We start from the raw sequence: 19,901 nt of genomic DNA on the forward strand, positions 1-19,901 counted from the left end.
TATCATGCTTCTAGTAAATCTGATGGATTACCTTCACCACGCTTTCCACCGCTTCTAAAGCTATTAAGCTTTTTGGATCTAATAGGATGTTGTAACTTTCTTAAAGCTTTGGATTCTATTTGTCTTATACGTTCCCTAGTTACTTTAAATTGCTGCCCTACTTCTTCTAATGTATGGTCAGTATTCATACCTATACCGAAACGCATTCTAAGCACTCTTTCTTCACGTGGCGTAAGGGTTGCAAGTACTCTAGTGGTAACTTCACGTAAGTTTGACTGAATTGCCGCATCAATCGGTGCTACTGCATTCTTATCTTCGATAAAATCGCCTAATTGACCGCCGTCACTATCATCACCTACGGGATTTTCAAGGCTTATAGGTTCTTTAGCTATTTTCATGACTTTACGCACTTTATCAAGCGGCATTGAAAGACGGTTAGCGATTTCCGTTGCTGTCGGTTCATAGCCGAGTTCATTAAGCATTTGCCTTGAAGTACGCAGTATCTTATTAATTGTTTCAATCATATGCACAGGAATACGTATAGTCCTTGCTTGATCTGCAATAGCTCTTGTTATAGCTTGTCTAATCCACCAGGTAGCATAAGTAGAGAATTTATAGCCACGGCGATATTCAAATTTATCCACCGCTTTCATAAGTCCTATATTACCTTCTTGAATTAAATCTAAAAACTGCAATCCCCTATTAGCGTATTTTTTAGCGATAGATATAACTAAACGTAAATTCGCTTCTATCATATCTTTTTTTGCTTGTAGCGTTTGTCTCTCACTTTTTTGTATAGTATTCACTAGTTTTTTAAAATCATTAACTAAAAGCCCGGTATTAGATTCTATAAGCGATAATTCGGCAATCATTTGATCTATATAATCCGATTCTTTAGTAATTAACTCTTTCCAGGCGACTTTTTTATTTTTCAGCATTTTTTCTTTCCATGCTGCATTGATCACCGATCCTATATATTCATCTAGGAAATTTTGGCGAGTTACTCCGTATTTTTCAGCAAGTTTTAAAAAGGCTGTTTCTTTATTAATTAAATCACGATTTATTCCATACATCTTACCTAAAATTTCTTCTGTTCTTTTAGAATTAAAATGTATTTCCGAAACTTCATTTATCAATAATTCCAAATTATTATTATATTTTTTGCTATTTTGTAAAACCTTCGGCTCAAAAGATTTCTCATAACATTTTTTAGCTTCAATGAGTAGCTCTTCGCAGATAAAAGAAATCTTTTTCATACGCTCTATGATATTAGGTAATATCTGCGTTTCTACTCTAGACATAGATAAGTGATTATCCTCATGCTCTTCTCCTTCGGTCTCACTACTATGTTCTTCATCATTTTCGGGTGTTTCGTCATGTAACATGTTAGCTTCTAAATCTATCAGATCACGTAGTAACATTTTTTCATTAACTAAATCTTCATACCATACTATAAAACAACGCATAGCAATAGGGCTTTTGCATAAGGAAGCAGTCATTGTTTTACGCCCTTCCTCAATCCTTTTTGCTATTTCTACTTCGTTTTCACGAGTTAAAAGATCGACGCCTCCCATATCCTTAAGATATAATCTTACGGGATCATCGGTAGTACCTATATTTTCTTCTTCTACCTCATCCTCAGGTTCATTATCAACATTGGTAGATAGCTTAAATTCTTCATCCATTCCGATATCAAGCTTAATTTCATCATCTTCGTTAGATTCTAAAATATCTACTCCTGCATCGGAAAATTTTAATATAGCTTCCTCTAATTGTCTTATTGAAGGATTTTTATTAAGAGGAAGAGCTTTGTTTATATCATCATAAGTGACCGGTATCTTTTTAGATTTAGCTTTTTTAAGTAAACTATCTATTTTATCTAGATCATTGTCTATATTGCTATTGCTCATTAAATACCTATATGCTTTTTTCTTTTAAAAGAAGTTTGAAATAATTAAGTTATCGTGTGATTAATAAAAGATTCGTTTAAAACTTGAAGTTCATTTGCAATTCTCAGAATTTCTTTTTTATACAATAAAACTTTTTCAAAGTCTTGATTGTCTGTACTGTTTATGGTAATAGCGTATTCTTGTTGTAAATTTATTAGATAATATTTCTTATGTAGCCACTGCCATAACAAATCCAGTCTGATATTATTTTTATTAAATGAGATATCTAAAAACAAATTATCCGTTTTTGATAATAATAAAAAAATATCAAAAAAGCTAGTTTTTTCCACAATTGCAGTAATTTCACTTGCTTCTACGTTATTATCTATAATCTCGTTTAAATACCAATTACGGAATTCTTCAAGCGATTTATTATTAAAATTTAAATTTAAGATGAAATCTCTAATATCTTTTTCTTCAAGTATTATAGGAAATTTAATCAACAAAGCACAAAAAGCGTGTTCTAGCATTTCAAGCTCTGAATAGCCGTGACTTGAAATTATAGGAGCCAAATTTGAGTTTTTAGTTGTAGCTTTCTTCTGCTTTGTGACTAAATTTTGCCATATTTGATCTTTAAAAAACCTGTAATAACTTGCTTTTAAATTACTATCCGATATTTTACTGCAGTAATCTTTTAAATTTTTCTCTAAATTAGCTTTTTCTTCCGCAGTTTTAAAACTCTTGCCACTATACTCAATATACCAAATCATTTCTGATAGGCTTATTCTTTTATCTATAAGCTTTGCAAAAAAATCAGCACCGTTTTTATTTACTGTATCGTCGGGATCAAGTCCGTTTGGTAACCTAATAAAAGAAATTTTCTTTTCACTATTAATAAGCGATAATGCTAAGTTAATAGTTCTTATGCTAGCTTTTATACCTGCATTATCTCCGTCAAGACATAATATAATTTCATCGCCGGCACGCCATAATTTATGTAAATGATTTTCAGTAACGCTAGTACCAAGACTCGCAACCGCTTCGCTAAAGCCTGCTTGATGTAGTGCTATAACGTCAAAATAACCTTCTACTAGAATCGAGTGATTTTTTTTATAGCTACTGCTTATCGCTTTATGCTCACCGTATAGAGTTTCACTTTTTTGAAATACTGTAGTTTCAGGTGAATTTAAATATTTAGGTAGCCCTTCACCAAGTACTCTGCCGCCAAAACCTACAATCTTATTGTAAATATTTCTAATTGGAATAGTAATACGGTTAGAAAATAAATTATATATTTCGCCATTTTCTCGTTTGCCTATTAAGCCGGCTTTGCCGAGTTTTATAATATCTATATTTTTATCGTGAAAAAACTTTTCAAATTTATTATTCTTCGGAGCGAAGCCTATTGAAAACTCTTTTACTGTTTCTTCGGTAATACCCCTTTCGTGTAGATAATTTAATATTTCAGGCGTTAATTGTGTCCTGAAAAACTTATTGGCGAGTTCTAAAATATTTAGAATTTCATCGGATTCTTCATAAAATTCTTTCTGTTTCGCAGTTAATTTCGGTATCTCTATACCATAATCGGTTGCAAGCTTTATAGCAGACTCATTATAGGATAAACCGCTAATATTAGAAGTAAATTTTATAACGTCACCGGCTGCTTTACAACCAAAACAATAGAAAAATCTCTTACTATCACTAACTGTAAAAGATGGGGTCTTTTCTTGATGGAAAGGACATAAACCTACATAGTTACCGGATTTTCTAGTTAAAGCTACTTTTTGCCGTACTACATCGGATATGTTAATACGGTTTCTTAATAACTCATAAAATTCCGGTGCAACTCTCATAATATATTTCCTTATTATACGAAGTTCAACTTGGAAAAGAGCAAGGAGCCTGTAAGCCGAGGAGCGGAGCGTATACTAAAACGTTCAGCATCCGAGGACTTACAAAGACGACGTAGCCAATTTTTCAAGTAGGGCGAGTATATCACAATATGTAAGAAAGAATAGCTGTAGATAAACAATAAGAAAGCGGTATAGATAAATTATCGTTAATTCTTAAATCTTTTGAATAAAATTCAGCTGCTGTAGCCCCTATGCAGCTTATAATGATAATAATAAAACTCGTATTGTACCCTAAATAGAAATACACTAATATACTTATAAAAATTGCAGAAGCTAAGAAAGTAACAGAACCTGCTATAGATTTACCGTTACCTAAGCTATTTCCTATTTTAACGCCGACAAGAGCCGCTAAACAATCTGAAATAATTAAAATCAACCACGAACAAATCACTAAATTTTTAGGGAAAAGAAGAGCAGTTAAGAAAAAACCGAGCATCATAAAGCTAATGCCGCTTAGAGCAAAAGAACCGTTATTTTCTAGGGGCCTTATAACTCTTGAAAAAAATCTAGTTACAAATTCACTAATTTTTGCATTATTATGACGTGATACATCTAAATATAATGTAATAGCCGTTATTATAAATAATAATAACGTAATAGCGGTTCTTGGAATAAATAAATAAAGCAACGGAAATATTATAGCCGATAGGTGGAAAATTTTACGCTTTTTCTCAAAGTCAAAATCTTTAATTTCCATAGAATCATTAATATGTTTTTAGGTATGTGAAAAATAATTAAAAAGGCTTATTTGACAAATTTAACTATTACAAATATACTTGCTGAAATCTATATTATTGAAAATAGTATACTAAAATTACTAAATCTATACAATATAATTATGAATACAAAATTTCCTATCACCGCTAAAGGTTTTGAAAAATTAGAACACGAGCTTAAACATTTAAAACATGTAGAGCGTAAAAAAATTAGTGAAGATATAGCCGAAGCACGAGAACACGGCGATTTATCCGAGAATGCGGAATATGAAGCGGCACGTGAGAAACAAGCGTTTATAGAAGGGCGTATTAAAGAGCTTGAAGATATGACGGCAAGAGCGGAAATTATTGATATTGGTAAATTATCAGGAGATAACATAAAATTCGGAGCTACGGTTACTTTGATTGACGACGATACTGAAGAAGAAGTAACATATATTATTGTAGGAGAATATGAAGCCGATATAACTAGAAAAAGAGTTTCAATCGCTTCTCCTATAGCAAAAGCTTTGATTGGAAAATCGGTAGGTGATTTTGTAGAAGTTACAACACCGAAAGGATCTAAATCATACGAAGTAGTTACCGTTGAATATAAAGAACTAGAGTTGTAGTTTGACTTGTCCGTCATTGCGAGGAGCGAAGCGACGTGGCAATCTCATGAAATAATACTCCTGAGATTGCGGACGTACAATTACTTTGTAATTTTCCTCGCAATGACGACTTATAACTACCTCTTCTTAAACATCTCGAGCATTCTTTTTGTTACTATAAATCCGCCGAAGATATTTATAGAAGCAAGCAGCGTTGCAAAATACCCAAGTAAACCGAAAAACCCAAAAGCAGAGCTACTTGCGGCAATCATAGAACTAAGAACTATAATACCTGAAATAGCGTTAGTAATGGACATAAGCGGAGTATGGAGTGCAGGCGTTACTTTCCACACTACATAATATCCAACAAAAGAAGCTAATACAAAAATGGTTATAGCAAATACTAGCGGGTCTATAGTACTTGTGTTTGTTTGCCAACTAGTATCTATTACCAAATCTTTTAATTTATCTGATAATTCTTGAGTATTATGGGCAATTTCAGCCGCTTGTTTAGCCATTATCGGTAATTGATTCATATTTTTTCTCTTATTATGTCATTGTTGCGTGGATACCCGAGTCGTCATTGCGAGGAAATTGCATAGCAATTGACGAAGCAATCTCAGGAGTATCATTTCATGAGATTGCCACGCAGCCTACGGCTGCTCGCAATGACGATAGATATAATCATTTGATTTTCTCACTCACAACTTTGCCGTCTTTAGTAATCAACATATCACGTACTAACTCATCATCCATATTAAATTTACCGTCTTGCATGGCATAACTAAGAAAATTATATAAATTCTTAGAGTAGAGTTTTGAGCTATCGGTAGCAATTTTAGTAGCAAGATTTGATAAACCTATTATGGTAACACCGTGTTTAGTAACGATCTTATCAGGTTCTGAACCTTCCACATTTCCTCCTGTAGAGGTCGCTATATCAACAATCACTGAACCGTGCTTCATAGATTCTAGCATTTTTTCCGTAACAAGCAGAGGGGCTTTTTTCCCTGGAATTTGTGCAGTAGTAATAACTATATCATATCCTTTAATAATTTTTGCTAAGAACTCTTCTTGTTTAGCTTTGTAATCTTCCGAACTTTCGTTAGCATAACCTGATTTATCCTGCAAATCTTCTTGTAGTTCCGGTGAAACAAACTTAGCTCCTAAGCTTTCTACCTGCTCTTTGGTAGCAGCTCTGACATCATATCCCGCAACAATACTACCAAGCCTTTTTGCCGTTGCAATAGCTTGAAGACCCGCAACGCCGATACCCAGCACCAAAGTTTTACACGGTGAAATCGTCCCTGCTGCCGTCATCATCATAGGAAAAGCCTTTGTGTAATGATAGCTTGCTTCAATTACCGCTCTATAGCCTACTAAGTTACTTTGAGAAGATAAAGCGTCCATATTTTGAGCTTTAGTAATTCTCGGCACAAATTCCATAGCAAAAGTCGTAAGATTTTTTTTAGCTGCTGCTTTGATATATTCATGATTTAAATAAGGCGACAATAAGCCTATAACAATTGCTCCTTTTTTTGCAAATTCAAGCTCGCTATATTTATCCGTAACGGATGAAGGTTGCACCTTTAATATAATATCGGCATCAGAAATAATTTCGAGTGGTACCGAAGATACTTTAGCACCTAGAGCAACATATTCTTCATCAAGAAAACCGGCATGAAGCCCTATATCTTTTTCTACCGTAACCGCATAGCCTTTTTTGACTAACAATCCTGCTACTTCAGGCGTTATAGCAACTCGCGTTTCATGCTTGGCTTTTTCTTTTAAAGCAACGATTTTCATAAATATTATTTGTTTTAACAATATAACTAAGGTATTTTAAACATAATTTAAAATATAAAACAATAAAAATGAAAAAAATATTCTTAATTATTATTTGTGTTTTTATAAATTCAGTCGTAGCGTTTGGAGCAGATGATAAAACAACTATTTCGGAGCTAAAAACTTATCTACATACGATAAAATCGGTTGCTATAGATTTTACTCAAGAAGATTCGTACGGTAAAATAGTTAAAGGAAAATTACTAATCCACAAACCTTATAATTTTAGATGTAATTATTATCCTCCTTTCCCTTTAGTTATAATAGGTACTAAAAATTTCGTATCGATGTATGATTATGATATGGAGCAAGTAAGCCGTATTAATAGAAGCGAAAATACATTTAATTTTTTATTAGAAGATAACAAGCATTTTGACAAGGATTTTGTTTTTGAATCGGTAGTTAATGAAAGAAATATTTCTAAAATTACTATATATCATACTCTAACGGAAAAGCGTAGCGAAATTACTTTTAATAAAGCTACTAAACAAATTGAAGCATTAAAAATATTTGAAGATAATAATATAGTCACTATTACTTTTGATAAAATAGCTAAAGTACAAAAATTTTCCGATGATTTATTCAAATTAAAAAACCCTGAAATATTCGGTCCACCTGAAAGATTAACAAAATCGGAAATAGAAAAAAAATATATTGTTTCTTGAAAATAAACAGGTTATGTTAATTATGCTAGTAGTGGGCATTGTGCCTGTTTAGTCGGTCAGGTCTGAAAGGAAGCAGCCGGAGTGGGATTCGGTGGGTCATTACTAGCATTTACTTCTCGTCTTTTTAAAATTGCTCTTTTATTTTACTTAAGAGTTCATATGCTCACGTACTTAAGTGTACGCTCCGCTATTCACTCTTAAAAAATAAAATTCAATTTCAAAAATACTTCGAGTAAATACAGTTATATTATCATGCTGTGGCTTGACCAATTAATCGTCATTGCGAGGAGCGAAGCGACGTGGCAATCTCGTCAAATATCCTGAGATTGCTTCGTCAAAATTTTCAATTTTTCCTCGCAATGACGAGGTATGACATAAAGAGTCTTATAACAATCGTGACAGATATAAATTCATCTAATCAGTATATTCCTTTTGCAAGGAAATATCGTCCTAGTAATTTTACCGAGCTTCAGGGGCAAGAGGTATTAGTCAAAGTTTTAAGCTATACTATTTTAAATGATAGGCTCACCGGAGGCTATCTTTTAACAGGTATTAGAGGGGTCGGCAAAACTACTTCCGCCCGAATTATTGCTAAAGCCGTAAATTGCTCTGCTTTAATTACTGAAAATACGACTATTAAAACATGTGAGCAGTGTATAAACTGTATCAGCTTTAATAACCATAATCACCCTGATATAATCGAAATTGATGCAGCAAGTAAAACTAGCGTAGATGATATACGTAGAATTATAGAATCCGCTGAATATAAACCTCTGCAAGGGAAGCATAAAATCTTCATTATCGATGAAGTGCATATGCTCTCTAAGGGAGCATTTAATGCACTTCTTAAGACTTTAGAAGAACCGCCGCCTCATATAATATTTATCTTTGCAACGACGGAAGTACAAAAGATACCTGCAACTATTATCTCAAGATGTCAACGTTATGATTTAAGGCGGTTGAATTTTGAAGAGATTTTTAAGCTACTTGAATATATAACTAAGCAGGAAAATTTAAAAACCGATATAGAGGCCCTTAGAATTATAGCTCATAAGTCTGAAGGGTCGGCACGTGATGCAGTGTCTATTTTAGATCAAGCAGCTAGTATGTCTGCAAAATCCGATAATATAATTAGCCCTCAAGTAATTAATCAAATGCTTGGGCTTGTTGACGCTTCCGTTATAATAGAATTTGTGGAATATATAATTCGCAAAGAGACGGAAAAAGCTATAAATTTAATAAATAAACTTTACGGTTTTTCGGTTAATCTTGAGATTTTTATAGAATCGGTAGCAGATTTTATTGCGTATCTTAATAAAGTAAAAATGTTACCTAATTATAGTTTGCCAATATATGAATCATTTAACGATAGAACTAAAAGCATATTAGATAAAATCAGTTTGCCGCATTTATCAATCTTATGGCAAATATATAATAAGGGAGTAGGGGAAATAAAAATTTCCTATAACGGGCTAACAGAAACGGAAATGTTAGTTATAAAATCTATATATTCGACATCGTTATCCTTGCTTGCAGATTTTGACGGTAATAATCAAAATTTAAATCAACCAATTAATCCGGAAATAAAAAAAAAATTTGAAATTGTAGATTTTCTTGAATATCTATATAAAAATAATGAGATAGATATATATTACTTTCTACTTAATAACACAGAACTTAAAAATCTCAGTGATAATAGATTAGAACTCGTAAGCCTTGAAATTACAAGCAAAATAAAAAAACAAATAGAAGATTTGTTAGTTGCTTTTACTAAAGAAAAGCTTGAGATAGTAATCATAAAGGAACAGAGCAAGCAAACCTTAAAGAATCAGTTAATAGGTAAGATTGAAGTAAGTAATGATTTTGGTTTAATTAAAAAACATTTCCCAAATATAGTAATTTCAGATATTTTACTTAAAAGCTAAAAATTAAAGGATAGAATTATGGTAAATTTTAATCAGTTTTTAAAGCAAGCCCAATCAATGCAAAAGAAAATGCAAGAAGCTCAAGAGCAAATGGCAAATGCAAGATATACCGGTAAAGCCGGCGGTGGGCTTGTTGAGGTTATTGCAACCGGTAAAGGTGAAGTTGAAAAGATTACAATTGATGAATCTTTATTAAAAGTAGAAGAAAAAGAAATGCTTGAAGATTTAATTAAAGTTGCCTTTAATGATGCTAAACAAAAATGTGATGAAGATTCTCAAAATTCTTTATCAGGAGCTTTAAACGGTATGAGCTTACCGCCTGGTTTCAAAATGCCATTTTAATACGGCGTTTATGGTTTAAAATCGTCATGAGCTACGCAGCCATAGGCTGCGTGGCAATCTTGTGCCAAAATCCTGAGATTGCTTCGTCAAAATTTTCAATTTTTCCTCGCAATGACGATGAAGTCTAATAATTCAAAATTAATAAATCCTTATCAATCCTGAAACCTTTGAAACGTTCAAGTAGCGACATACCGAGTAGTGAAATATCAAGGTCACCTAGACCTACATGTCCTTTGATGTTCTTAAATTCCGTACCGATTACTACACTATTTAAGGTTATAGGAGCAGCTTTATTTTCGCCGTTAGCCGTTAGATAAGTTCTAGTATATTTTAATTTAGTTAAGTCAAAGCCTAATTTTTGGGCATCTTCTTTAGTTAAAGCTATATCGCTTGCACCGGTATCTACCATAAATTTTATTTTAACGTTATTTACAAAAGCATTGATATAGAAATGCCCGTCCCCGCTACGAGCTATAATAATTTCTCCGACTTCAGTAGACCATTTATATGAGGGAATCAAAGCAGACATTACCCTATGATAAGCATAGTTCAGCTCAAACCTAAAAGCATAACCGGTTATTATAACTAAAAAAATTGCTGCCCACATTGCTAATTGCAAACAAAATTTACGCACTTCATTTTGGCTAATAGTACTGTAAATTATACTAAATAATATTAATAACGACGCACAAAAACTCCCTATATTTTGTGGCTCTTTGAAAAATTTTGGATAATGCTGATTGATATATTTGTATAACAAACCAGTTACAATTACGGTGCTGCAAATTATAAAAATAAGTTTTATAAGTTTTTTATTCATATAATATAATTTTTTTAACCTATATAATCAAACCAAAGTCCCAGCCCATTTTTAAGTGGAAAACTACCTTCTTGGTTCACTAGAATAATAATTCCAAGTTCTTCTGAGGGTATAAAACCAATAAAAGAATTAATACCGTTAATATAGCCTGAGTGAAAAATTAAATCCTTATTTGAGCGTCCTTTTACTTTAAGAATACGCCATCCAAGAGCGTAATATGACTCAATCATTTTTTTATCAATAGACCACATCGGTTGCCATTTAAATTCAAAAACATCTTTGTTTGATTTTACTATTTTATACATACGATCTAAAGTACTTTTAGAAATAAGATTCGGTTTATAACCAAAACTAAGTTTGAATATTTCAATCATTCCATCTATCGATGCAAAAATACCGGCAGATGCAGGTACCGTCTTTGGGTAGTAAGGCGGAAACGGCAGTAATGTTATTACCTCTTGTCCGTCTATTATTGATTTAGAATGCGGATAAGCAAGTTGTATATTCGGCTCTAGCGGTAATATTTGTATATCTTGCGTTTTAAGCGTTGTACGCAAATTATCTATTGCAGCATTTAAACTTGATTTTTTACAATTTAAAGCTTCTTCAAGCAAACTAAAAACGATATTACTATATTTATAACATTGCCCTGGTTTACAACTAGCTTGTTGTTTTTGCAGCAGCATTAAAAGCTTTGAGCGACTCATTCCTTGCTCAATTTCAATATTTCCTGAGAATTGATAACCTGTGGTATGACTTAAAATATTATTAAGACTAATAGTATTTTTTAAGTATGGTAATTTGAATTTTTCATCAAAATCTAAACTTCCTTGATCTACCATTAATGCAATTGCCGTTGCTGAAACAGCTTTTGAAACCGATGCTAACGGAAATAAAGTTTTGTCGGTAATAGCTCCTTTATTACCTTTCTGATTTCCAAACGTTGTTTTATAAATAACTTCACCTTTGTATAAAATTGCAATTGCTCCTCCTTGTAATTCGTCTTTTTGCAATTCAAGCTTTTTAATAAAACTTTTTAGTTTTTGTGGTAATTCTACTCGTGTCTGTGCAAAGACTGTAGAACATAACAATAATGATATTATACTAAAAAATAAGATAAGCTTTTTATTCATATGGCGATATTATTTATTGATTCTATGTCATTCCTGCGAAAGCAGGAATCCGGCTTTCTAAATAAATTATATACTAAATTTTTATATGATTTTTTTATTTTTACCATTTTTTACTGGATTCCCGCTTTCGCGGGAATGACATCGATCCTTAAGTTGACACCCATGTGCGGAAGCGGGAATCCATCATAAAGCGAGATAACCTCCGCTTTTAATTTCATTACTGTATTTATACTTTTTTTTGGATTCCTGCTTTCGCAGGAATGACATAAATGAGCCATGCAGCAACGCCGGCTTGACCACGGGGTCCAGTTAAAAATTAGTATTTTTATTTATTTTTCTGGATGCCGTGGTCAAGCCACGGCATGACACTGTGCGTATATTACATTAAATCACCGATATTCTCTAAAAACAACCTAGTTCGATGCGATGCCGGTTTATTAAAAAACTCCTTAGCAGGCTGATTTGCTAAAATCTGCCCTTGATCCATAAAAATAACACGATCTGCTATTAATTTTGCAAATTTCAAATGATGCGTGACTACTACCATACTCATTTGATCTTTTAATAAATTTATATTTTCTATAACATCTTTAATGTTTTCAGGATCGAGTGCTGAGGTTGGTTCATCAAATAGCAAAATTTCCGGTTTCATCATCAAGGCTCTTGCTATTGCTATTCGCTGCTTTTGTCCGCCTGATAAATTTGCCGGATATGAGTCAAATTTTTGCGTTAGCTTAAATTTTGCAAGTAATTCCTTTGCCACAGAAATTGCTTGTTCTTTTGGCAAATTTAATACATTTACCGGTGTATAAATTAGGTTTTCTCCTACCGTTAAATGCGGAAAGAGATTAAAATTTTGAAAAACCATACCGACTTTTAAACGAAGCTTTCTCCTATCTTTAGATAATAGCTTCTTTCCGTCTATCAAAAAAGCACCGCTACTCGGTTCTTCTAAATTATTTAAAATTCTAAGCAGAGTAGTTTTTCCACTTCCCGAAGGTCCAATTATTACAGTAGTTTCTTTAGTAGTAAAATCTAAATCAATATTCTTAATTGCGTAATTTTTGCCGTAACGCTTACAAACTTTTTCTAAAATAATCATAAACTAAACCGTAAATTTGTAACCGTCATAAAGCGGTTTAACATTATTTGGAAGCATTTTCGTAATTTCATGATAATCTATCGTGTGTCTCATATTGGTTAATAATATCTGCTCAGGTTTATATTTTTCACGCCATTCTAGAACTTTATCAAGTCCTGCATGATTCGGATTTGATTTATAATCCATACAATCTAATATCCATATTTTTATATCTTTTAAATACTCTTCCGATTCAGGAGGAAAATCGATTACATCGGGCGAATAAACAAAATCACCTATACGTAAACCTAAACTATCTATAGGACCATGATGTTGTCTAAAAAATTGTATCTCAATAGTATTAATTTTAATTTTATCAAAAAAACTAACAGATTGAGTTGTGAACAACCGCCCAAGTTTAAATAACTTATTATCAAATAGATAATCAAATTTTGTATGGAGCTTTGCCGTACTATCGTGATCTGTATAGATTTCAAATGGCTTACCTTGCATAAAAGTAAATACCCGTAAATCATCGATGCCGTTAACGTGATCAGAATGATAATGTGTTAATATAGCACAATCGAGCTTATTTAGCTTTTCTCGTAATAGTTGATTTCTAATATCAAAACCGAAATCAACTAATATTTGACTATTTTCATCTTTAATATATATTGCCGATCTAGTTCTTTTATTGTACTTTGAATTCGATAAGCATATACTGCAATCGCACCCGATCACCGGTACGCCGAGAGATGCTCCGCATCCAAGTATTGTTACTTGTAACATAAATATTTAAAATAATGTTTGAAGTTTTTTATAATTTTTGCGGCTTAAATCAAGAAATATTCTTATTTTTGAATAAAGTTACTAACATTGGTCTAATACCTTATTTTTTTAAAATAATTTCGTTTTGTTTTAATATAGCTAATTTCGCCTTAATATATATTTTATACTGTATATATTTTTATATTCAATTAAAGAAAATTAAAAATGATAATGAACGGCAAAATAAATTTTGGCACAATTATAATAAATTAGTTGAAATCGGTATAATATACGGGGTATTCGGTTTAATTTTTACCGCTCTTAAATTTTCAGTTAATTTTCCTCGCCCTTATTGCAGTCTTCCTGCGGATAGTTTCATGACCATAATAAATACTGCAAATGAAAGATGCTTTTCAAGCTTTCCAAGCAGCCACGCGGCTCTTAGCGTTTTGGTAACATATTTTATTTGGGATTATATTAAATTACCGTTAAAAATCTTAATGATTTGTGTTATCATACTCGTGTCTTTATCTCGTATAAGCCTTGCCATGCATTACCCAAGTGATATAATTTACGGTATTGCTATTACATTTATAACAATAGTGATAGGTAAATTAATTTATCGAGTTTTTGCGGGTAATTTAATAAAAAAGATTGGGGATTTAATTCTTACTACATATAAAAAACTTGATTTTTAATCTTGAAAATTTTTTATATAAGTGCTACAATGTAGCTACATTATTGAAAGAAGATTTTTATGTCTGCTGATTCTATTGTGCGAGCCCGTATTAATGAAGATGTGAAAGAAGAAGCAGCTTTAGTGCTTGCTACTATGGGACTTACTTTATCCGACGCTGTGCGTATGCTTTTATTTCGTGTTGCTCGTGAAAAAGCGTTACCGTTTGAGCCGCTTATCCCAAATGATGAAACAATTAAGGCCATGAAAGCTGCAAGAAGCGGCAAATTAGTTCATGTTGGTAATATAAATAATTTGTTGTCCGATTTAAATGAGAACGATTAAACGTACCGCACAGTTTAAACGTGATTATAAGCGTGAAAAACGTAGAAAACACGGAATAAATTTGGATGATATTTTGTTGAAAGCAGTTAAATACTTGGTTGCTGATATAATATTACCTGTACATATGAGAGATCATGCTCTTATAGGTAATTGGAAAGATTGTAGAGATTGTCATATTAAACCGGATTTAGTATTAATTTATAGAAAACCCGATGCTGATACATTGGAGTTAATACGATTAGGTTCACATAGTGAACTTGGTTTTTAATGATTTTGAAATGAACCAAGAACGAGTTTCTATAAACCCATCAATCGTTCAAATTCCTACGCAATTTCTTAGTAATGACGATTATAGTCAATTTTCTAAATTAAATCATTTATATGCTACTATACCGAAAATACTTTATAAAAAATATCTTACCGCTGCTTATAGTTGTTACTTTTTCAGTGACTAGTATAGTATGGATAACGCAAATATTAAAACTTTTATACTTATTTGATAAAGGTATAAAAGTTATGGACTTCTTCAGTTTAATAGTTCTAGTACTTCCTACTTTATTATTTATTCTGTTACCGGTAATAACGGTTATTGCCGTGATCTATATCTATAATAATTTAAAAGTCGAGCGACAATTAATTATATTACAAGCTTCGGGAGTTAATAATATACAGCTAGCATTGCCTGCTTTATATGTCGCATTAATAGTTATGCTACTTGCTTATTATATATCTTCTACCATTCTGCCGTTATCTCATATAAACTTAAAATCACGTTTAAACTTTATAAAGAATAATTATATCTCAAGTATGATTGAAGAGAAAACTTTTAATAAAGTAACGAAAGATATCACTGTTTTTATAGATAAAAAATCAGCAGGAAATATTATGAACGGCGTAATAATATTTGATAATCGCAACGCTGATAACCCATCAGTAGTATTTGCGGGTTCAGGTACTCTTAATATATATGATAATAGCCCGATTTTTGAACTTAATAAAGGCATAAGACAAGAATATGACGTAAACGGTAATTTAACTCAGTTAACTTTCGATTCTTTAATGATAAAACTACAAAATGATAATCCATTAGTATCGCAAAGAACTAAACATAATAAAGAAGCAAACGAATATTATATCAGCGAATTACTTGCCCCTCCTCATGATTTAGCTATTACTAAAAAAATTAAATTAATTGCTGAAGCACATCAAAGAATAATTTGGCCTTTATATAATTTTGTATTACCTTTTTTAGCTCTTGCAGTTTTTTTGAGATATCCTTATAGCAAAAAAACAACTTTTATGCCGGTATTATTTTCTGCCTTAACAATATTGCTAGTTACTTCAATTCATTTTATATTGCAAAATTTTGCTTCAAAAAATCTAGATTTTATTTTTGCTTGTTATTCCAATTTGGTTATTGCTTTAACGATCGGATTATATTTATTTGTACGTAAAAGAATATAAGAGTCTATCTATAAAGTAATTTTAACTGATAATTAAAGAGATTTTATAGCGAAAATTAATAAGTTTTTTGCTGGAATAGCTAACCCTATTTCAAAAAAAATTTATAATTTGTAGCAAAAAAGAATTTAATTAGCTTTAAAATTACTTTATAGATAGACTCTAGGTCTGTGCACTTTTGATTAATGATTATAATTATGAGATATTTTTAAGCGAAAATTAATAAGATTTTTGAAGGAATAGTTATTCATATTTCAAAAAAATCTGATAATTTGCAGCTAAAAAGAGCCATAATTATGATTATTCTATTAAAAGTGCACAGGACCTAAGCTTATTCTACCTTATTCCACGTTCCACGAAGATTTTGAGTAAAACAATCGATTTTATTTTCCTGCTCGGTAAATTTATTTATTTTTGCCGTTAATTCTTTTAAATCTTCCGGTAAATCGGTTATTATAATTATCCTTTTAAAAACTCTTATATATTCTTTTGCTTGTAAAATTTTTCCTATATCCGTAGGCGAAATAATAACAAGCACACTAGCATTATTAGGATTTTGTAACTCATCGGTAATATAAATCGGTTGTTTTTCAGGCTGCGGATCAAATTTACTACCGTGAGGTATAAATTGCTTACGTGAATAAGTCCAAAGATTTTTATTGAGCATTTCTTGTTGATCTGCATCTGCAGTTAATATCACGCTTTTAAGATCAGAGTGATAGCATTTTTCTATCAGAAGCAATATCGATTTTAGAAGCAATTCATCGCTTGTTTGATAAATACTAAATTGCTGCATGGAATTTTATAATTAATTGTTTATTCAGTATTTTTATCGAACTTAGGATAAGTGTTTATCCTAAGTTCGTATTATTAATGTATATCAGTATTGTCTGCTCCTTGGACTAACACTTCATCATTTGCTATACTTGTTTTATTGACTATAAATCTCCCAAGATTTTCATTTAAATAATTTAGCGTTTCCCTAGTTATATTATTATTATGTATAATATTTTTAATATCCTCAATCACTTTTTCAGAAGCGAAATTTTGTATTTCACATAGTATGTTCTTTATTTTAACTTTATCTTCGTAACTAACAGCATTAGTAGGTTCGTTTTTTAACTTAATAAGCATTTTTTCCAGTAACTCATTAGTTCCTATATTTTCTTGTTTTAAACTTGAAACTTGCAGCCCTTCCTTCTTTTCTACTTTTTTTTTCCGAACGTTTTCTCAAAATAGGTGTTGAAAGGAGCGTGCGTCGACTTTCTGTAAAACTTTCCGAAAAGCTTTCAAATTTCTCTTTTTCACTTTCTAAATCTGTTACTTTACTTTGATCCAAAGGTTGCCTAACAAAAGGTTCTGAATATTTTTTGATTCGAGTTTTAGTAAAACCTTCCAAAAATTTTGCATATTCTTCTTTTTCCTTATCCTCTTCCTTATTTGCCGGTTGGTTTACTTTCACAGATAAGGTTGATGTAAAGATAGTTGTGGTAGCTATCGATTCTTGGGAAGTAGGGGGTTGAGAAGGAACTTCTGTTACTTCACTTGTGTTGCTGAGAGGTTGACGCATAGCTTACTCTTATTAAATTAAAAAATCATTAAAATATTAAGAAGCTAACGTATAAGCAACTACTTTTAACGAAATCTTATCCAAGGCATACCAAAGCCATCGTTGTCTGGATTTATTCTGTACATAAGACCATTGTTCATCTATCTCAGGAGCAATAATTACTTCTGTTGTACTGATAGAATGATTTATTGTTTTTAATACTAGATTTTTTTAAAACACGGATAACTGTATTGATACCCGCTTTTAATACTCTTACTGTATCTCTAACTCCAGAGCCGTTGATTGACATTTCTACTATTTGCTCCTTAACTCCAGGCTTAGATGCATTATTAATATACTCCAATTGAAAATATCGATTACACCGCTTGCATTGATATCTCTGTTGTTTTGAAATTGAATATCCTGACTTTATTACTTCTTCTGTGTTGTTACAATATCTACACTTAACATCTATTTTTGCCATAACTCCTTAACTATAATTCTCTCTTATTACTGTTTGAGGATTATAGACTATTTACTCTAAACTGCAATACGGAGGCACGACCAAGAAGCTTATTTAATATACAAGTAACTTCAAGGTAATTAATAGACTATGAAATTAAATGATTACAAAATTAGAGAAATGGTACGGATGAAGGGACTTGAACCCCCACGCCTCGCGGCACAAGAACCTAAATCTTGCATGTCTACCAGTTTCATCACATCCGCATATGGTAATGTTATTCCTAGCTCAGCATTGTTGCTTGGATCGGGTTTATCCGTCATTGCGAGGAAATTATGTAATATAATTGTACGTACGCAATCTCAGGATATTTGACGAGATTGCCACGCAGCCTATGGCTGCTCGCAATGACGACTTGGTATCCACGCTGGAATGACATTAAAGTATTTCCATCAAAAAATTATAATACACATCATATAATTTTTGTAAATCGCTAATTTTTGTGTATTCATTTATTTTATGTGCCGTTTCGGATAATAAACCGAATTCTACTAACGGACAATAATTTTTGACGAATCTTGCATCCGACGTACCGCCGCTTGTAGAGAATTCAGGCTTTATTTTAAGTATATGCTCTACTATTTTAGCAAATTCTTTTATTTTATCGTTAGGATTTTGAATAAAACTATCAGCAGAACTACTATACTCTAACTTATAATCTACTTTATATTCTTTGCAATATCGTTTAATAATTTCTTCTACCTGTTTTGCTAAAGTTTCTGCACTATGTAAATTATTAAAACGTATATTGAAAGATGCTTCCGTACTTGTCGGAATTACGTTTGAAGTATTATTACCGACATCGATATTCGTCACTTCAAGATTTGAACTTTGAAAAAATTCCGTCCCTTCATCAAGTCTTATATTTGTTAACTCATTCAATATTTTTATTAAGCAAGGCAACGGATTATTTGCTTTATGAGGATAAGCTACATGCCCTGCTAAACCTTCTATATTTAATTTAAAGTTAACACTTCCTCTTCTGCCGATTTTAATTGTATCGCCTATCTCTTTTTCGCAAGTAGGCTCACCGACAATAGCAAAACCAATTTTATGCCCTTGATCATAAATATATTGCAGCATTTCTTTAGTACCATGCTTTGCTTTTCCCTCTTCATCACTAGTAAGTAAGAAACTAATAGAACCTTTAAAACTGGTATTATTTTTTATAAAATCTAAGCTAGCTGCTAGAAAGCATGCTATCGCCCCTTTCATATCCACCGCACCTCTGCCATATATCTTACCGTCTTGCTGGCTAGCCTTAAATGGACTCGCATTATGCCAAAGCTCATGATTACCTGCCGGCACTACATCTACATGCCCAACAAAGCAAATATTAGGCTCATTGCTACCGAAAACAGCATAAAGGTTAGTGACTTGCTCACTTTTAGAATCGCCGAATATTTTTATTTCGGTCTTAAAGCCGTGCTGTTTAAGCAAATCATCAATATACTCAATAGCCCCGTCACTCTCAGGAGTTACAGACTTAAAACCAATCAAATCTTTTAAGTAGTTAAGGTGCATAATATATCATATTTATATCTTCTTACACTTATTATACAAGTTTATAAAAGTATAAAAACAACTTTTTATCTCACTAAAAAATAAATTATTGCTATGAATTTATATAGATTTTTGACTTTCTTAATGAATTTAAATA

General features: G+C 31.9%; 23 protein-coding genes, 1 tRNA gene and 1 other RNA gene. 9 read left to right on the forward strand and 16 right to left on the reverse strand.

Annotation, left to right across the window (positions count from 1 at the left end):
• Positions 1–2: 2 nt before the first annotated feature.
• From rpoD to ACNFN7_RS03245, 3 genes are all read right to left on the reverse strand, one after another.
• On the reverse strand, positions 3–1,910 hold the full coding sequence (rpoD, locus tag ACNFN7_RS03235; RefSeq protein ID WP_485440795.1) for an RNA polymerase sigma factor RpoD: 1,908 nt from the start codon (positions 1,908–1,910) through the stop codon (positions 3–5).
• Positions 1,911–1,954: 44 nt separating this feature from the next.
• Positions 1,955–3,742 (reverse strand): DNA primase, encoded by a 1,788-nt coding sequence (gene dnaG / locus ACNFN7_RS03240; RefSeq protein WP_485440796.1) that lies wholly within the window; start codon positions 3,740–3,742, stop codon positions 1,955–1,957.
• A 142-nt stretch (positions 3,743–3,884) separates the two neighbouring features.
• Positions 3,885–4,499, reverse strand: a complete 615-nt coding sequence (locus ACNFN7_RS03245) for a diacylglycerol/polyprenol kinase family protein (protein WP_485440797.1) — start codon at positions 4,497–4,499, stop codon at positions 3,885–3,887.
• A gap of 141 nt (positions 4,500–4,640) precedes the next feature.
• Here ACNFN7_RS03245 and greA point away from each other — a divergent pair, with 141 nt between their 5' ends.
• A complete protein-coding gene (gene greA, locus ACNFN7_RS03250) occupies positions 4,641–5,129 on the forward strand; it encodes a transcription elongation factor GreA (protein WP_037213737.1) in 489 nt (162 codons plus the stop codon).
• A 116-nt stretch (positions 5,130–5,245) separates the two neighbouring features.
• Here greA and ACNFN7_RS03255 read toward each other — a convergent pair whose 3' ends face one another.
• Both ACNFN7_RS03255 and ACNFN7_RS03260 read right to left on the reverse strand, forming a co-directional pair.
• Positions 5,246–5,644: an NAD(P) transhydrogenase subunit alpha part 2 gene (locus ACNFN7_RS03255; RefSeq protein WP_485440798.1), complete on the reverse strand. Its 399-nt coding sequence runs from the start codon at positions 5,642–5,644 to the stop codon at positions 5,246–5,248.
• Positions 5,645–5,792: 148 nt separating this feature from the next.
• Positions 5,793–6,914, reverse strand: a complete 1,122-nt coding sequence (locus tag ACNFN7_RS03260; RefSeq protein WP_485440799.1) for a Re/Si-specific NAD(P)(+) transhydrogenase subunit alpha — start codon at positions 6,912–6,914, stop codon at positions 5,793–5,795.
• 68 nt (positions 6,915–6,982) lie between these two features.
• Between ACNFN7_RS03260 and ACNFN7_RS03265 the strand changes: the two genes are divergently transcribed.
• From ACNFN7_RS03265 to ACNFN7_RS03280, 4 genes are all read left to right on the forward strand, one after another.
• Entirely contained in the window at positions 6,983–7,618 is a 636-nt protein-coding gene (locus tag ACNFN7_RS03265; RefSeq protein ID WP_485440800.1) for an outer-membrane lipoprotein carrier protein LolA, read from the forward strand.
• A 20-nt stretch (positions 7,619–7,638) separates the two neighbouring features.
• Positions 7,639–7,732, forward strand: an RNA gene (ffs, locus tag ACNFN7_RS03270) — signal recognition particle sRNA small type.
• A 281-nt stretch (positions 7,733–8,013) separates the two neighbouring features.
• A complete protein-coding gene (dnaX, locus tag ACNFN7_RS03275; RefSeq protein WP_485440801.1) occupies positions 8,014–9,543 on the forward strand; it encodes a DNA polymerase III subunit gamma/tau in 1,530 nt (509 codons plus the stop codon).
• Positions 9,544–9,561: 18 nt separating this feature from the next.
• Entirely contained in the window at positions 9,562–9,885 is a 324-nt protein-coding gene (locus ACNFN7_RS03280; RefSeq protein ID WP_485440802.1) for a YbaB/EbfC family nucleoid-associated protein, read from the forward strand.
• 124 nt (positions 9,886–10,009) lie between these two features.
• Here the strand turns inward: ACNFN7_RS03280 and ACNFN7_RS03285 are convergent, their stop codons facing one another.
• The 4 genes from ACNFN7_RS03285 to ACNFN7_RS03300 form a co-directional block, all read right to left on the reverse strand.
• On the reverse strand, positions 10,010–10,705 hold the full coding sequence (locus ACNFN7_RS03285; protein WP_485440803.1) for an aspartic protease APRc: 696 nt from the start codon (positions 10,703–10,705) through the stop codon (positions 10,010–10,012).
• A 14-nt stretch (positions 10,706–10,719) separates the two neighbouring features.
• A complete protein-coding gene (locus tag ACNFN7_RS03290; RefSeq protein WP_485440804.1) occupies positions 10,720–11,838 on the reverse strand; it encodes a serine hydrolase domain-containing protein in 1,119 nt (372 codons plus the stop codon).
• A 379-nt stretch (positions 11,839–12,217) separates the two neighbouring features.
• Positions 12,218–12,940: an amino acid ABC transporter ATP-binding protein gene (locus tag ACNFN7_RS03295; protein ID WP_485440805.1), complete on the reverse strand. Its 723-nt coding sequence runs from the start codon at positions 12,938–12,940 to the stop codon at positions 12,218–12,220.
• Between the two features lie 3 nt (positions 12,941–12,943).
• Entirely contained in the window at positions 12,944–13,708 is a 765-nt protein-coding gene (locus ACNFN7_RS03300) for an MBL fold metallo-hydrolase (RefSeq protein ID WP_485440806.1), read from the reverse strand.
• Positions 13,709–13,722: 14 nt separating this feature from the next.
• On the opposite strand from ACNFN7_RS03300, the gene ACNFN7_RS03305 reads away from it, so the two are divergent.
• From ACNFN7_RS03305 to ACNFN7_RS03320, 4 genes are all read left to right on the forward strand, one after another.
• Positions 13,723–14,385 (forward strand): phosphatase PAP2 family protein, encoded by a 663-nt coding sequence (locus ACNFN7_RS03305; protein WP_485440807.1) that lies wholly within the window; start codon positions 13,723–13,725, stop codon positions 14,383–14,385.
• A gap of 59 nt (positions 14,386–14,444) precedes the next feature.
• On the forward strand, positions 14,445–14,708 hold the full coding sequence (locus ACNFN7_RS03310) for a type II toxin-antitoxin system RelB/DinJ family antitoxin (protein ID WP_485440808.1): 264 nt from the start codon (positions 14,445–14,447) through the stop codon (positions 14,706–14,708).
• Positions 14,695–14,976 carry a type II toxin-antitoxin system YafQ family toxin gene (locus tag ACNFN7_RS03315; RefSeq protein ID WP_485440809.1) on the forward strand — a complete coding sequence of 94 codons (282 nt, stop codon included), beginning with the start codon at positions 14,695–14,697 and terminating at the stop codon, positions 14,974–14,976. The genes ACNFN7_RS03310 and ACNFN7_RS03315 overlap by 14 nt, the downstream gene beginning before the upstream one ends.
• 113 nt (positions 14,977–15,089) lie before the next feature.
• Entirely contained in the window at positions 15,090–16,172 is a 1,083-nt protein-coding gene (locus ACNFN7_RS03320; RefSeq protein ID WP_485440810.1) for an LptF/LptG family permease, read from the forward strand.
• 328 nt (positions 16,173–16,500) lie between these two features.
• Here the strand turns inward: ACNFN7_RS03320 and ACNFN7_RS03325 are convergent, their stop codons facing one another.
• The 7 genes from ACNFN7_RS03325 to dapE all read right to left on the reverse strand — a co-directional run bounded on the left by ACNFN7_RS03325 (position 16,501) and on the right by dapE (position 19,765).
• Positions 16,501–16,965, reverse strand: coding sequence for a DNA polymerase III subunit chi (locus tag ACNFN7_RS03325; RefSeq protein ID WP_485440811.1), 465 nt, complete (start codon positions 16,963–16,965; stop codon positions 16,501–16,503).
• 74 nt (positions 16,966–17,039) lie between these two features.
• On the reverse strand, positions 17,040–17,303 hold the full coding sequence (locus ACNFN7_RS03330; RefSeq protein WP_485440812.1) for a hypothetical protein: 264 nt from the start codon (positions 17,301–17,303) through the stop codon (positions 17,040–17,042).
• A gap of 16 nt (positions 17,304–17,319) precedes the next feature.
• Positions 17,320–17,739 carry a hypothetical protein gene (locus ACNFN7_RS03335; RefSeq protein ID WP_485440813.1) on the reverse strand — a complete coding sequence of 140 codons (420 nt, stop codon included), beginning with the start codon at positions 17,737–17,739 and terminating at the stop codon, positions 17,320–17,322.
• 36 nt (positions 17,740–17,775) lie between these two features.
• Positions 17,776–17,928 (reverse strand): IS1 family transposase, encoded by a 153-nt coding sequence (locus tag ACNFN7_RS03340; RefSeq protein WP_485440884.1) that lies wholly within the window; start codon positions 17,926–17,928, stop codon positions 17,776–17,778.
• Positions 17,885–18,202: an IS1-like element transposase gene (locus ACNFN7_RS03345; protein ID WP_485440814.1), complete on the reverse strand. Its 318-nt coding sequence runs from the start codon at positions 18,200–18,202 to the stop codon at positions 17,885–17,887. The genes ACNFN7_RS03340 and ACNFN7_RS03345 overlap by 44 nt, the downstream gene beginning before the upstream one ends.
• Positions 18,203–18,362: 160 nt before the next feature.
• A tRNA-Leu gene (locus ACNFN7_RS03350) sits at positions 18,363–18,447 on the reverse strand.
• A gap of 172 nt (positions 18,448–18,619) precedes the next feature.
• Positions 18,620–19,765 carry a succinyl-diaminopimelate desuccinylase gene (dapE, locus tag ACNFN7_RS03355; protein ID WP_485440815.1) on the reverse strand — a complete coding sequence of 382 codons (1,146 nt, stop codon included), beginning with the start codon at positions 19,763–19,765 and terminating at the stop codon, positions 18,620–18,622.
• Positions 19,766–19,901: the final 136 nt, after the last annotated feature.

The sequence above is a fragment of the Rickettsia sp. MAE-05 genome (assembly GCF_057319745.1).

Bases quoted from the DNA above. Each gene is read 5' to 3' on its own strand.
- ACNFN7_RS03335 (WP_485440813.1), bottom strand. From the start codon at position 17,739: ATGCGTCAACCTCTCAGCAACACAAGTGAAGTAACAGAAGTTCCTTCT.
- ACNFN7_RS03280 (WP_485440802.1), top strand. From the start codon at position 9,562: ATGGTAAATTTTAATCAGTTTTTAAAGCAAGCCCAATCAATGCAAAAG.
- ACNFN7_RS03290 (WP_485440804.1), bottom strand. From the start codon at position 11,838: ATGAATAAAAAGCTTATCTTATTTTTTAGTATAATATCATTATTGTTA.
- ACNFN7_RS03245 (WP_485440797.1), bottom strand. From the start codon at position 4,499: ATGGAAATTAAAGATTTTGACTTTGAGAAAAAGCGTAAAATTTTCCAC.
- dapE (WP_485440815.1), bottom strand. From the start codon at position 19,765: ATGCACCTTAACTACTTAAAAGATTTGATTGGTTTTAAGTCTGTAACT.
- ACNFN7_RS03325 (WP_485440811.1), bottom strand. From the start codon at position 16,965: ATGCAGCAATTTAGTATTTATCAAACAAGCGATGAATTGCTTCTAAAA.
- rpoD (WP_485440795.1), bottom strand. From the start codon at position 1,910: ATGAGCAATAGCAATATAGACAATGATCTAGATAAAATAGATAGTTTA.
- ACNFN7_RS03255 (WP_485440798.1), bottom strand. From the start codon at position 5,644: ATGAATCAATTACCGATAATGGCTAAACAAGCGGCTGAAATTGCCCAT.
- ACNFN7_RS03265 (WP_485440800.1), top strand. From the start codon at position 6,983: ATGAAAAAAATATTCTTAATTATTATTTGTGTTTTTATAAATTCAGTC.
- ACNFN7_RS03305 (WP_485440807.1), top strand. From the start codon at position 13,723: ATGTTTGAAGTTTTTTATAATTTTTGCGGCTTAAATCAAGAAATATTC.
- ACNFN7_RS03315 (WP_485440809.1), top strand. From the start codon at position 14,695: ATGAGAACGATTAAACGTACCGCACAGTTTAAACGTGATTATAAGCGT.
- ACNFN7_RS03295 (WP_485440805.1), bottom strand. From the start codon at position 12,940: ATGATTATTTTAGAAAAAGTTTGTAAGCGTTACGGCAAAAATTACGCA.
- ACNFN7_RS03330 (WP_485440812.1), bottom strand. From the start codon at position 17,303: ATGCTTATTAAGTTAAAAAACGAACCTACTAATGCTGTTAGTTACGAA.
- ACNFN7_RS03320 (WP_485440810.1), top strand. From the start codon at position 15,090: ATGCTACTATACCGAAAATACTTTATAAAAAATATCTTACCGCTGCTT.
- ACNFN7_RS03260 (WP_485440799.1), bottom strand. From the start codon at position 6,914: ATGAAAATCGTTGCTTTAAAAGAAAAAGCCAAGCATGAAACGCGAGTT.
- dnaG (WP_485440796.1), bottom strand. From the start codon at position 3,742: ATGAGAGTTGCACCGGAATTTTATGAGTTATTAAGAAACCGTATTAAC.
- ACNFN7_RS03285 (WP_485440803.1), bottom strand. From the start codon at position 10,705: ATGAATAAAAAACTTATAAAACTTATTTTTATAATTTGCAGCACCGTA.
- ACNFN7_RS03345 (WP_485440814.1), bottom strand. From the start codon at position 18,202: ATGGCAAAAATAGATGTTAAGTGTAGATATTGTAACAACACAGAAGAA.
- greA (WP_037213737.1), top strand. From the start codon at position 4,641: ATGAATACAAAATTTCCTATCACCGCTAAAGGTTTTGAAAAATTAGAA.
- ACNFN7_RS03310 (WP_485440808.1), top strand. From the start codon at position 14,445: ATGTCTGCTGATTCTATTGTGCGAGCCCGTATTAATGAAGATGTGAAA.
- ACNFN7_RS03300 (WP_485440806.1), bottom strand. From the start codon at position 13,708: ATGTTACAAGTAACAATACTTGGATGCGGAGCATCTCTCGGCGTACCG.